Genomic DNA, 14,286 nt, shown 5'->3' with positions numbered 1-14,286 from the left:
CCCGGCATCTCCCATGACGGATGCCGCATCCGCTGTACCGGATCCGCTTTAACAGACGGGGACACCCTGGGCAATCGCTTTGTTGCCTCGTCCGGCCGCGGCGGCGGGCCCCCGCGTGAGGGCGCCTTGCAAGCGAAAATTCAGCGTCGATGGTGGACGGCCGCGCGGCCGCGGAGCCGCGGCGCGCGGGCGGGCTCACCGGGCGCGCCGACACCCCACCCGCCCAGAAAGATTCGCCTTTCCACCATGGTTGTCCCCCCGAAGACGCGGGCGGGACGCTACCATGCGGGTCAACCCATCGTCCTCCCATGGATCGGGGGGAACCGCGCGCGGTCCTTCTTTCATCGGTGTCCCTGATCCACCGCGCCCGGCGCCTCCCAGCCGCGGCGCCCGCGCGCCGCTTCGCTGCATGGCCAAGCACCCGTCCCAGCTCGCCGACCTAGAGATCCAGCGCCGCCTGGGCGCTGGCGGCATGGCGGAGGTCTTCCTCGCCAAGAAGCGCGGCGCCGAGGGCACCTACAAGCTCCTCGTCGTCAAGCGGATCCTCCCCGCGCACGGGGCCTCGCGGCGCTTCCGCGCGATGTTCGTCGAGGAGGCCCACCTCGCGACGCGCCTGAACCACCCGAACATCGTCCAGGTCTACGAGTTCTCGGACCACGGCGAGGACGGGCTGCTCCTCTCGATGGAGTACGTCGAGGGCTTCGACCTCGGCAAGCTGATGCGCGCCGCGCAGCAGAAGGAGTCGCGGATCCCGCCCCTCGTGTCCGCGTTCATCGTCTCCGAGGCGGCGAAGGGGCTGCACTACGCCCACGAGCGCAAGGACGAGGGCGGCATGCCGCTCGCCATCGTCCACCGCGACGTCTCGCCGCAGAACATCCTCCTGTCGTTCGAGGGCGTCGTGAAGATCGCCGACTTCGGCATCGCCAGCGCGAACCTCTTCCGCGAGGAGCCCGGCGTGCTGAAGGGCAAGTTCGGGTACATGTCGCCCGAGCAGGCGCGCGGCGAGCGCGTCGACCGGCGGAGCGACATCTACGCCCTCGGCGTCGTGCTCTACGAGCTGCTCGCCATGCGCTCGCCCTACGGCAAGCTCGACGACGAGGCGCTCCTCCAGGCCGTCAAGGAGGGCCTGTTCGACCCCCCGTCGGCCCACGCGCGCGACATCCCGGCGGAGCTCGAGGCGATCGTGATGCGCGCCATGGCGCACGCGCCCGAGGACCGCTTCCAGACCGCGCGCGATCTCGCCGGCGCGATCGCGCGCGTCCTGCTCGCGAAGCAGGAGCTCGTCGACAACGCGTCGGTCGAGCAGACCGTGGCCCACCTGCTCGGCCGCGATCGCCACGAGGACGCGCGCGACAACGCCGCGGGCGGCGCGGAGGAGCGGCCCCCGGACAGCGGCTCCATGGCGCAGCCGCAGACGCTCGCGGCGGTGCCGGCCGCGCGCACGGGCGGCGAGGCCGAGAACACCGGGGCGCCGCGGATCGTGCGCGAGGTGCGCCACGTCGCCGTGGTGACGCTGCGCATCGAGGGGGTGGACGAGCTGCTCGGGGCGCAGGGGCGGCTCGCCGGCAAGCGCAGCGGGCGCTCGATCCGCACGACCCTCGACGCGATCGCCTTCAAGCACGGGGCGATCTGGTCCTGGGAGTCGCACGCGAGCGCGCGCGCCGTCGTGGGGCTGCTCGCGAACCCGTCGCGCGCCGCGGCCGACGCGGCCTCGCTGGCCGTCGACGTGCACGAGGCGCTCGCCGGCGCGTCGGAGGACCTGCCCGTCGAGCTCCGCGCCGCGATCGGCATCGTCCGCGGCATCGCGTACGGCGAGCGCGACGAGCAGGGGCACCTCATCAACCACGTGCTCAAGGAGCCCGCGAACTTCCTGGCCGAGCGCCTCGGCAGCCGCACCCCGTTCGGCAAGACCTGGGTCGCGGGCGGCGTCTACCGCCTCGTCCGGCGCGACTTCCGCTGGGGCGACGCGCCTTCGCTCGATCTCAACGACGCCGGCGGCTACCAGGTCCCGCACCAGATGCGGCTCTACGCGCTGCAGCGCCCGCTCACCCGCGAGGAGCGGATGGCGGAGATCGCGCTGTCGCCGAACGACCTCGTGGGGCGCGACGCGGAGCGCGCGGACCTGCACGCCGCCTACCACCGCGCGGTGTCGCCGCCCGTGAAGGGCCTCGCCGAGCCGCCGGCGCGCTACGGCGAGAGCGAGCCGCCGCCGCCGCCGAGCCGGCAGAGCAAGCCGCCGAGCCCGCCGGGCGGCGCGCTCCGGGGCCAGTCGGTGGCGCGCGTCATCGTCGGCGAGATGGGGATCGGCAAGAGCGCGCTCATCTCGACGTTCCTCTCGGAGCTCCCCGGCGAGGCGCGCGTGCTCCACGTCGAGTGCTCGCCGGTGAAGAGCGAGCTGCCGCTCGCCACGGTCTGCGACGTGCTCCGCGACGTCACCGGGATGGGGCTCGATCACTCGATCGACGACGCCGCCCACGTGATCCGCGCGCTGCTCGGGTCGATCGCGCGCTCGCCGCTCGGGGCGCGCATCGTCACGCGCCTCGCCGAGCTGGTCACGGGCAAGCAGCTCGACCACCCCGAGGAGGACGCGTCGGCCTACGGCCGCGACGTGGTGGTGCGCGGCGTGAAGTACCTGCTCGGCTCGCTGGCGCGCCACCAGCCGCTCGTCGTCGTCATCGACGGCCTCCAGTGGGCCGATCGCCCGAGCCTGGAGCTCATCTCGGAGCTCCTCAAGCAGCGCTCGGAGCGGCTCCCGATCCTCGTGCTGCTGCTCACGCGCCCCGAGGAGCGCGTGACGCCGTTCATCGAGGGGCTCGTGCGGATCGAGCTCCGCGGCCTCGGCGCCGAGGAGCAGATGCGCCTCGTGGAGGCGCGCCTCGGCGTGCGCGAGGGCGTGGCGGCCGTCTGCGGCGAGCTCGTGCCGCGCGTCGCCGGCAACCCGTTCTTCCTGCTCGAGATGGTCGACGCGCTGCTCGAGCGGGGCACGCTGGAGATCGTCGAGCACCCGGACGGGCGGCACGAGCTCGTCCGCCACGACCGGACCGGGGACCGCGGCGAGCCGCTCCCGTCGACCCTGGAGCAGCTCATCGGCGACCGGCTGCGCGAGCTGCCGCCCGCGGAGCACGACGTCGTGAACTGGCTCGCGGTCGCCGGGGGCCCGCTGCTCAAGGACGACATCCTGAACCTGACGCGGCTCGCGGACGACGAGGCGGTGACGCGCCTCTGCGCGCGCGGCCTGTGCGATCGCCGCGCCGGGGCGGTGGACTTCCGGCACCCGCTCGTGCGCGACGTCGCCTACCTCGCGCTCGACAGCGCGAGCCGCGTGCGCATGCACCGGCGGCTCGGCGAGCACCTGTCGACGACGCCGCTCGCGCAGGGGCTCTCGGCCGCGATCGTGGCGCAGCACCTCGCGCGCGGCGAGGCGCCCGGGCCGGCGGCGGAGCTCTACCTCGACGCGGCGCGGGCCGCGCGCGCCGGGCACCAGGCGCAGCTGTCGCGCCGGTACTACGAGCGCGCGCTGTCGCTCCTGCCGACCGGCGACACCCGCCGGATGATCGCGCACGAGGCGCTGGAGGCGATCTTCCGCCACCTCGGCCGCCGCCGCGAGCGGAAGAAGCACCTCACGGCGCTGCGCCAGCTCGCGAAGGAGAGCGGGCAGGCGCGGTGGGCCGCGCTCGCGCTCGTGCGCACCGCGCGGCTCGACCTCGACGACGGCCACCTCGCCCGCGGCCTGCCGGTGGCGCAGCGGGCCGCCGAGATCGCCCGCATCGCGCGGCGCCCGGCGCTCGAGGTCGAGGCGCTGACGATCCTCTCGGAGGTGCTGCGCGAGCTCGGCGACGTCCAGGGCGCGATCAGCGCGGCCGACCGGGCGCTCCGGGTGACGCACATGGGCGGGCTGACGCCGCGGGCGCGCGCGGAGGTGCTGCGCACGAAGGGGGTGCTGCTGCGCCGGGTCGGCCGCGTGCAGGAGGCGGTCGAGGCCTACGCCGAGGCGATCGCGGTGTTCCGCGCGGTGGGCGCGCGCCGCAGCGAGGCGCGCGCGAAGAACTCGCTCGCGGTGGCGATGTTCGTGCTCGAGCGCTTCGAGGACGCGATCGCGGTCGGGCTCTCGTCGATTTCCATCGATCTCGCGATCGGCGGGAGGTTCCAGATCGCGAAGACGCTGAGCAACATCGGCCACGCGTACGCCAAGCTCGGGGACATCCCGCGCAGCCTCGCGTACATGAAGCGGGCGCGCGAGGCGCACGAGCGCTATGACGATCAGGATGCGCGGGCCGACACGCTCCTCTGCGCGGCGGGGATCCTCCTCGAAGCGGGCGACGCCGACGCCGCGCACACCCTCTGCGCCGATGCGGGCGCGCTCATCGCGGTGACCGGCAGCGTGTACGACATGATCCACGAGCGCAACGTGCGCGGCCTCCTCGCGAAGGCGCAGGGCGACGTCCAGGCCGCGATCGCGAACGCCTCGGAGGCGCGGCAGCTCGCCGAGTCGCAGGGGCTGATGAGCTACCACGCGTACGCGACGGCGATCGAGGCGGCGGCGCGGGTGGACGCGGGCGAGGTGCACTCCGGGGTGCTGCTCGCGCGGACGGCGCTCGGCGCGGTCGAGGCGGGCAGCTCGGAGTACGGCATCGAGGTGCGCGACCTCTGCTGCGAGGCGCTGCAGAAGGGCGCGCCGGCGAGCGCGGCGGACGCGTACCACCGCGCCGCGCTCCACGTGCAGAAGGTGGCGAGCTACATCCGCGACGCGCGGCTCAGGGCGCTGTTCCTGGAGCGCGCCGTGGTGCGGCGCATCCTGGCCGGGGAGGCCGAGGGTCCGGCGGCGGGGCACGACCCGCTCCGCCGCGGGGAGATGGCATGACGGGTACCGGCGGAAGGACAGGGACGAAGCCGCGGCGCAAGGTCGCGGTGATCCTCTCGGGCGGCGGCGCGCGGGGGGCGTACGAGGTCGGGGTGATGTCGTACGTGCTCGACGCGTTCGCCCGGCTGCGGGGCGCGCCGCCGCGGATCGACATCCTGTGCGGGACGTCCGTGGGGGCGGTGAACGCGTGCTACCTCGCGGCGCACCTCGACGATCCGACGCTCGGGGTGCGGCGGCTCGTCAACCTGTGGACGCAGCTGAAGCTCGAGGCGGTGCTCGGCTTCGGGGTGCGGCAGGCGATCTCCTTGCCGAAGCTCATGTTCGGCGGCGGCTCGGAGGGCGTGGGCCTGTTCGACGTCTCGCCGATGCAGCGGCTCGTCGAGCGGGAGATCCCGTGGCGCGCGATCGCGCGCACGCTGCGCCACGGCTACCTGTCGGCGGTCAGCGTGTCGGCGACCGAGATCGCGACGGGCCGCACGGTGATCTTCATGCAGACCGGCCCGGACGGCGCGCTGCCGACGACGGCGCCGCCGCGGACGATCATCCGCGGGGCGCTGATCGGCCCGCCGCACGCGCTCGCGTCGGCGGCGATCCCGATCCTGTTCCCGCCGGTGCGCATCGGCCGGGATCTGTACATGGACGGCGGGGTGCGGCAGAACACGCCGATCGCGCCGGCGCTCCGGCTGGGGGCGACGCACGTGCTGGCGATCGGGCTGTCGCGGGAGGTGCGGAGCATCGACGCGGGGGACAGCGGCAAGCCGCCGGGGATGGCGCTGGTGCTCGGCAAGGTGCTGAACGCGTTCCTGCTCGACCACATCCAGACGGATTTCGAGGTCCTGACGCGGGTCAACCACATGATCGAGGACGGGGAGCGGGCGTTCGGGCCGGATTTCCTGCACTCGATCAACGGGGGGGCGGCGCAGCGCGGGGCGCTGCCGTACCGGCGGGTGGAGACGCTGGTGGTGCGGCCGAGCGTGGATCTCGGGCGGCTGGCGGCGGAGCACGTGAGGGCGGGCAAGGTGCAGGGGGGGCCGGCGATGATGCGGCGGCTGCTCTCGCTGGTGGACGTGGGGGCGGAGAACGACGCGGACCTGGCGAGCTACCTTCTGTTCGACGGGTCGTTCACGCGGAAGCTGATCGAGCTCGGGCGGGCGGACGCGGAGGCGAGGCGGCACGACGTGGCGGATTTCTTCGGGAGCGCGGCGGAGGAGGCGGAGCCGAGGCTCTCGGACAGCGCGGAGTGGTCGATTCCGCCTCCGGTGGGGCCGGGGGGGTCCATTTAGCTCGTCTGGAGCTGCCCGGCCCTCGGAGGGGGTGCTCCGCGGGCTCGGCCGCCCTGAGAGCACGGTGTCGACGCCGGGGCGCTGCGCCAGCGCCCCAGGGACGCGCCCCAGCGGGGCGGGCGCGAACCCAGCGAACCGCGGAGCGCGGCCAGGGGGCCCCGCGGGGCGCCGCCAGCGGGCCGGGAGCGCGGCCAGCACCCGGCGAGACGGCCAGGAATCGTGTCAGCAGGTCCGAGGAGCGGCACCAGCAGGTCCGAGGAGCCATACCAGCAGGTCCGAGCAGCCATACCAGCAGGTCCGAGGAGCCATACCAGCAGGTCCGAGCAGCCATACCAGCAGGTCCGAGCAGCCATACCAGCAGGTCCGAGCAGCCATACCAGCAGGTCCGAGGAGCCATACCAGCAGGTCCGAGGAGCCATACCAGCAGGTCCGAGGAGCCATACCAGCAGGTCCGAGGAGCGGTACCAGCGGGTGCCGGCAAGGGCCCCGGACCTGCCGGCGGGCACCCAGGGGCTGCTGGTGAGCGCCCTGGGCTTACCGGCGAGCACCCATGGGCTGCTGGTGAGCGCCCTGGGGCTGCGGGGAAGCGGCTCCGACCTGCCGGCGAGCTCCGTTCGGCGCCAGCGAAGCCTCGATGGACTGCCGTCAGGACGCCGCGGCTTGCAGGGAGCCCTCTTCGTTCTGCGGAGAGCGTCGCGAGGGCCCATGGGGCGCAGGCCTATGGAGCAATCGACGCCTCCCACCCCAGAGACACCGCATCTCCGCCGAGGCCTTGTGCCCGGATGACGCTTGCATGCGCGGTGGCTCTATGTGCTCCTCTGCGCGAGGGAGGCCGCGATGGCGCCGGTGCCGCGATGTGTTCTGCGGGCGTTGATCCCGCTCTTGATGTTTCTAGGCTGCGTGCTGGCGCAGGCGGGGTGCTCGTGCAGCCCCGAGCTCCCGCCGGTTCGTCCTCACGGCATCATCGCCTGCCGGACGCGCGCGTCCAGGGATCCGCCGCGGGCCGGACACGCGCCGGGGGTGACGACCGTCTCCGCGGGCGCGATGGCCGGGACGTTCTCGGTCACGAGCGGCGGAGAGGCCGTGTACGTGATGCCTTTGACCGCCGTCCCGGGGCGGGCAGGCGTGGAGCCACGGCTCGCGATTCAATTCGATAGCAGCGCCGGAGAAGGCGTCCTCGGGCTGGGCTTCTCCATCGCCGGGCTGTCGGCGATCACGCGGTGTCCGAAGAGCCTGGCGCAGGACGGGGAGATCCGCGGCGTCCGGTACGATGCCGACGACGCGCTCTGCCTCGACGACAGGCGGCTCGTCGCGGTGGGGCGAGCGGCGGGGACGATCGAGTACCGGACGTTCCCCGACACGATGGTCAAGGTGGTCGGGCACTACGCCGCGGAAGGGGACGCGCCCGCGGAGGCGCTCTTCTTCGAGGCGATGATACCGTCCGGGCTCGTCATCGAGTACGGCAAGAGCGACAGCGGCAAGCCGGTCGCTCGGGGCGGCGCCGCGCGCGCGTGGCTCGCGACCAAGGCGCGCGACGGCCGCGGCAATGCCATGACCTACGAATACTGCTCCGCGGACGCCGAGGAGGGCTTCACCGCGGAGTACGCGATCGACGAGATCCGCTACACGAGCTTCGAGGGCGAGCCGGCGCTCGCGCCGTCGCGGGCGGTGCGGTTCGTGTACGAGACGAAGGAGCCGGCCGAGGTCCGGACGCAGTACGCGGGCGGCATGGCGCTCCAGCGCTCGCTGCGCCTCGACGAGATCCAGATGCTCGGCCCGGACGACGCGCTGGTGCGGCGCTACGGGTTCACGTACGAGGTCAGCGAGGCGACGAATCGGACGCTCCTGACGCAGGTCGAGGAGTGCGCGGGCGACGGGGTATGCAAGCCGCCGACGCGCTTTCAGTACAGCCGCGGCGAGGCGGGGTTCCGGAGGATCGCGACGGACGTCGCCAAGCCGACCTCCCGGAAGGCGAGCCCCATGCTGTTCGACATCGACGGCGACGGGCTCGACGACCTCGTGGTTCCGGACGTGGTCGCCGGGCTCAGCACGCCAGAGAACCCCATCACCGGCTGGCTCGTCGCGCGCAATCGACGGTCGAGCGGCTCGGCGGCTCCCTTCGCGCCCGCGACCCTGGCGCTCCTCGAGGACTGGGCCGTGATCGCCAATCCACACGGGTCCTCGGATCCCGAGCTCCTTCAGCCGGAGCTCGGGACGGCCCTGGATTTCAACCAGGATGGCCGGACGGACGTCTTTCTTCACGACGTCCATGACACCGGCGACACCTGGCTTGTCCTCCTGGCCCGGCCGGACCTGACTTTCGAGGTCCACGACACGGGCATCCGGAGGCCCTTTCCGCTCGGCGTCCGTCCCGCGCCGCCCGGATTGCGCCTGCCCGAGGGCGCCGTGCACCTCGCCGATGTGGACGGCGACGGCGTGCCCGACCTGATCCAGTGCGACGACCACAGCCGCACGCTGACCCAGAACCCGCTCGAGGCGACGTGGACCGTCCATCGCTGGAAGCCGGAGCGGAACGGCACGCCGGCGGGGTTCGACGTCACCGGGGAGTCGCTGGAACCGCTCAACGGGTTTCCGTGCGACATGGAGATCCAGACGCTCGACCTCGACGCCGACGGCAAGGTCGATCTGGTCGTGGCGACCGTGCTGACGTTCAGCGATGGCACGATGCTCCCCGCGCCGACGTACGGGGCGCTCACCCGGCGGCACGACGGCAGCTGGGAGGTCTTCGACACCGAGCTGCCTCAGCCGCCTCGCGGCGGCCGCACCGTGTTCCTCGACGTGAACGGCGACGGCTTGCCCGACGCGGTGCAATCGGGCTTCAGCCACGGCGGGCTCCGCACGACCCTCAACACGGGGCCGACCTTCGATGCGCCGGCGGTCGAGAGCCTCGGCCCGGCGGGCGTCCTCGAGAGCCTCGGCGCACAGGACTCGTTCTTCCGGCTGGCGGCGCCCCTGGACTACGACGGCGACGGCTTGCAGGATCTGCTCATGCCGGTGCCGCCGGGCATGCTGCCGGGCTCATCGCTCGCGCTGCCCTCCTGGGCGATCCTCCAGGCCACCGGCGCGCGCGATGGGCCGACGTTCGCGCTTGTCGACCCGGGGATCCCGTTCGAGGCGGCGGTCGGGGAGGCCGTCACGCTGGCCGAGCCGCACGGGCCGCGCATCGGGGATGTCGACGGCGACGGGGCGCAGGACGTGGTGTTGCCGCTCGGGGGCGTGTTCAACGTCTTCCAGAACCTCGCGGCCGATCGGGATCTCCTCGTCGCGGTCTCGGACGGGATGAACGCGCACGAGCCGAGCGAGGCGGGCTTCGTGCCGAACGTGAGCGTCGCGTATGGCCACCTCACCGACGCCTCGATCACGAACGGCACCGCCGCGGGAGCTCCGGAGCGGGAGAGCATGCTCTACGTGTCGCGGGACGACGCGGCGAACGCTTGCGAGTACCCGCGCCGCTGCGCGGTGGGGCCGCGGCGGGTCGTCAGCGGCTACGCGCTCAACAACGGCGCGGACCGGGCGCGGCGCTTCGAGGTGCGCTATCGCGACGGGCGCTACCACCGGCTCGGGCGGGGCTTTCTCGGGTTCGGGGAGCGCGTGGTCGTCGAGGCCGACACCGGCGCGGGGACGGCCGAGCGGTACGACAACGTCACGTTCGACGAGGAGCTCGAGGTCTTTCCGTTCGCGGGGCAGGTGAAGCAGCAATGGCGCTGGGCTCCGGGACTGCCGGACCAGCCCAGACCGGAGCAGATCGAGCTCTCGTTCCTCGATGTGACGCGGGAGATGGTGCCTACCAACAACGGCGCGAGCTACTTCACGCTCCCGACCGAGCGCCGGCTCCGGCGAGCGCAGGGGGTCTATCCGGTCGACGGCGGCGACACGCTCACGGTGGAGGCGTACGTCGAGCAGGTGGAGCGTGGCGGGGGCGGCGCGCTGCTGCTGCGCGACACGGCGGCGAAGGTGACGGACTTCGACGCGTTCGGCAACGTGCGCGCCGAGGAGGTCTCGACCCGCGGCGTCGACCTGACGCTGGAGACGACGCGCACCTTCAAGAACGACACCGAGCGGTGGGTGCTCGGTCAGCTCCAGACCGAGAAGGAATGCAGCGCGGCCGCGGGGCTCTCGCAATGCCGCCTGCTCGCGCGCACGACGACGATCTACGGCGAGATCGAGACCGAGTCGATCGACAGCGACGAGGGCATCCCGGACACCAAGCTCGATGTCGTGATCGCGCGGGACGACTTCGGCAACGTCACCGGGGTGACGGCGGACGATGCGTTCGGGCATCACCGGGCGTGGAGCACGACGTACGACGCCGAGGGGCTCTTCCCCGAGACGCACGTCAACGCGGCCGGCCACACCACGCGCGTGGCGTTCGATGAGGGTCTCGGCGTGCTGGTCGAGCGGGTCGATCCGAACGGGCTCGCGACCGAGTGGAGGCACGACGGCTTCGGCCGCCTGGGACTCGAGATACGGCCCGACGGCACGCAGACGGCGATCGCGCTGTCGCGCACCAAGGACGGCGGTCCGGATCGGGATGCCTGGCGGGTGGTGCAGCGGACCACGACCACCGGCGGCGCCGACGATACGGTCGAAGTCGACAGCCTCGGCCGCCCGATCCGGTGGTTCTGGTACGGCCCCTCCGTGGAAGGCGCCGCGGGCGAGCCGCGGCGCTTGATGCAAGAGATCGCGTACGACGCACGCGGCGAGCGCATCGCGCGGCGCTCGGTGCCGGTGACCGAGGGCACGTCGCCGGACGACGCTCTCTACGACATCTACGAGCACGACGCGGTAGGCCGCGAGGTGCGGCATACGACTCCGTGGGGCGCGGTCGTGGAGATCGAGTACGACGGTCTGCGCGCCGAGGTCACCGATCCGCTCGGCCACGTGACCGTGGTCGAGCACGACCCGCTGGGACGACCGGTGACGATCACCGACGCGGCGATGGGGGTCACGCGTTACAAGCATGGCCCGTTTGGCGCGCTCTACACGGTCACCGATCCGGGCGGTGCGACCACGCGGACGGCGCGCGACGCGTTCGGCCGCGTGCGGCAGCTCGACCATCCCGATCGGGGCACGACCGTCTTCACCAACGACGGATTCGGCGAGCTGGTCTCGTCGACCGACGCGCTCCGGCGGGTGATGACGCTCGCCTACGACGGCCTCGGGCGCACCACCTCGCGCGTGGACGAGGACGGCGCCGAGCGGCTGACGACCACCTGGACGTGGGACACCGCGGGGCAGGGCATCGGCAAGCTCCACGTGCTGGAGAGCCCCGACGGGGACAAGACGTACGGCTACACCGAGCACGGCAAGCTCGAGACGGTGGCGCTCCGGATCGACGGCGAGCGCGCGGCGCTGGAGAGCAGGCTCGGCTATGACGAGCTCGGCCGTGTCGAGACGATCACCTACCCCACACCCGCCGGCGCGGCGCCGTTCGTGGTGGCCCACGACCACGACGCGCATGGCCACGTGCTCGCCGTGCGCGACAGCGCAACGCGCTCTGCCTACTGGCAGCTGACCGACGTGGACAGCGCAGGCCGCTACCGCGAGGAGGCGTTCGGCAACGGCGCCGTCACCGAGCGGAGCAACTACGCGGACAAGCAGCGGCTGAAGAGCGTCGTCACCCGCAGCGGCGCGACCGCGGTGCAGGACCTCGGCTACGGCTATGACGACCGGCTCAGCCTCACGAGGCGCACCGACGCGCTGCAGCCGCAACACCGGAACGAGCGCTTTCGATACGACGCGCTCGAGCGGCTGACGTGCGCGTACTTCAGCGACGTCGAGAGCGCGACGGCGCCGTGCGCGCTCCGCTACGACCACGACCCGAACGGAAACCTCACCTTCGCGCCCGACGCCGGCACGCTCTCGTACGACGACCCGCTGCACCCGCACGCCGTCACCGGCGCCGGCGCCGACAGCTTCGGCTACGACGCCGTGGGCAACCAGATCGCGCGCCCGGGCGGGGTGCGGGTGAGCTACACGCCGTTCGACCTGCCGAGGGCGATCACGCAGGGCGCGAGCACCGTCTCGTTCGGCTACGACGGCGACCAGCAGCGGATCCGCAAGACCACGCCGGACGAGGAGACGATCTACTTCGGCGACCTGGTCGAGCGGGTCACCGACGCGGCGACCGGCAGGGCCGAGCACCGGTACTACGTGCGCTCGCCGGAGCGGGTTGTGGCGATCGTGACCCGTGGCGGGCGAGAGCCGGGCACCCGGTATGTGCACGTCGATCACCTCGGCTCGGTCGATGCTGTCACCGACGAGGACGGCGATGTGATCGAGCGGCGGAGCTACGATCCGTTCGGCCAGCGCAGAAACCCGGTGTGGGGAGAGCCCACGCCGGCGTCGTTCTCTATCGAGACAACGCGGGGCTTCACCGGGCACGAGGGCGATGACGAGCTCGGGCTCGTCAACATGCGGGGCAGGATGTACGACGCCAGGATCGGGCGGTTCTTGACGACCGACCCGATCGTGCAAGCGCCGCTCTCGGGCCAGAGCTGGAACCCCTACAGCTACGTGCGCAACGACCCGCTCAACCACGTGGATCCGAGCGGGTTCCAGGAAGAGCCCCAAGCCGCCGGGGGATTGCCCATTTCAGCGGTCATCGGGAGCGACGGAATCGTCACCCCTTGTGTGCGCGGGTGTTCGGTGACGATCCAAGGAGTTCGGCCCGTCAAAGCCAATCGCGAGTCCGTGGAGGTCGGTGCCACGACCGCGTCTGTCGACGTCGGCACGACCGGGACCTCGTCGGGCTATGTGCCGCAGCCGGTGACCCTCTCGCCGGAGCACGCCGGCGCCGGCGGCCCGGGTACCGTCGTCGGCCAGACGTTGCTGGGCGCCGCGGAGGGGACGCGCGACCTGGGTTTCGGCATCGCACGGTCGCTGGTGCTGAACGCGCTGACGTTCGGGATGTACGGCGGCTACGAGCTCGGCGGCGCCATCTGGGAAGGCTACGAGCAGGACGGGATCCTCGGCGCGCTCAACGCCGTGAACCCACTCTACCACATCGGGCTGGGCGCCGCGGATACGGCCCTCGCGATCGACGGAGGCGACTACCGGGAGGCAGGCGCGGCGGGGACCAAGGCGATGATCCTCGCGGCGGCAACCGTCTTCGGATTGGGCAAGGGGCTGGGGGCGCTCGCGGAGGAGTCGGCGGGGGTCGCGAGGGGAGTGGTACCAAGAGGCGGCACTTATGTTCTTCGTGATCCGATTACGGGCCAGGTGATGCGCTCAGGCAGAACGAGCGATCTCGCCAGGAGGGCGGCAGAACACGGCCGTGATCCTGCGCACCGAGACCTCACCTTCGAGCCGGTGCACAGGACCGATGTGTACGCAGAGCAGCGAGGTCTGGAGCAGCTGCTATATGAAACGCACAAGCCGCCACTGGATCGCATCAGCCCAATCAGTCCGCACAATCCTCGAATTCAAACATACCTAGACGCAGCAATGCAATTCTTGAAGGGACAATGAAACAGAGCGTTGTTGAGGGGACGTGGTTCGCTGTCCCTCTCCGATCTGGGGGATTTGCCGTAGGGGCCGTGGCACGAACCGCCGCGAGCGGCGGAGTGATCCTTGCGTATTTCTTCAGGACGGTTTGGGAGCAGCTGCCATCCATGGATGACGTAAAACACCTTGATCCCGACTCTGCCGTGCGAATTCTGAGGGTGGGAGATCTCGCGATTATTAACGAAGACTGGGCCGTCATTGGGCACGATCAGGACTGGCATCGCGACAGATGGCCCGTGCCACGCTTCGTGCGAAGAGATGACCTTTCACGCCGAGCGTGGGCTGTGGAATATGGAGACGACGCAAATGTTGTGATATCCGAGACGCCAATCGAATATGAAAGCACATTGGAGCGAGACGCTGTGCTTGGAACGGGTGCAGCGGAAATCGTGCTCACCCGAACCCTGTCTCCGGCGAAGTGACTGTCAAGCAGGTCCATCCGAACGGGCTCGTGACCGAGTGGAGGCACGACGGCTTCGGCCGCCTGGGACTCGAGATACGGCCCGACGGCACGCAGACGGCGATCGCGCTGTCGCGCACCAAGGACGGCGGTCCGGATCGGGATGCCTGGCGGGTGGTGCAGCGGACCACGACCACCGGCGGCGCCGACAGTAC

The 14,286-nt window shown here is 71.7% G+C and carries 4 protein-coding genes; all 4 read left to right on the top strand.

Annotated features, from left to right (window positions below):
• The first annotated feature begins 409 nt into the window (after positions 1–409).
• The 4 genes from NQZ70_RS17540 to NQZ70_RS53385 all read left to right on the top strand — a co-directional run bounded on the left by NQZ70_RS17540 (position 410) and on the right by NQZ70_RS53385 (position 14,093).
• Entirely contained in the window at positions 410–4,861 is a 4,452-nt protein-coding gene (locus NQZ70_RS17540) for a serine/threonine-protein kinase PknK (protein ID WP_165374024.1), read from the top strand.
• Positions 4,858–6,144: a patatin-like phospholipase family protein gene (locus NQZ70_RS17535; RefSeq protein WP_129575233.1), complete on the top strand. Its 1,287-nt coding sequence runs from the start codon at positions 4,858–4,860 to the stop codon at positions 6,142–6,144. Before NQZ70_RS17540 ends, NQZ70_RS17535 begins: the two co-directional genes overlap by 4 nt.
• Positions 6,145–7,029: 885 nt before the next feature.
• Positions 7,030–13,635: an RHS repeat-associated core domain-containing protein gene (locus NQZ70_RS17530; protein ID WP_129575232.1), complete on the top strand. Its 6,606-nt coding sequence runs from the start codon at positions 7,030–7,032 to the stop codon at positions 13,633–13,635.
• Positions 13,632–14,093, top strand: coding sequence for an Imm26 family immunity protein (locus NQZ70_RS53385; protein WP_129575231.1), 462 nt, complete (start codon positions 13,632–13,634; stop codon positions 14,091–14,093). Before NQZ70_RS17530 ends, NQZ70_RS53385 begins: the two co-directional genes overlap by 4 nt.
• Positions 14,094–14,286: the final 193 nt, after the last annotated feature.

It is taken from the genome of Sorangium sp. So ce836 (genome assembly GCF_028553905.1).
Classification (GTDB): domain Bacteria; phylum Myxococcota_A; class Polyangia; order Polyangiales; family Polyangiaceae; genus Sorangium; species Sorangium cellulosum_D.
This window is presented reverse-complemented; position numbering and strand designations above follow the sequence as displayed.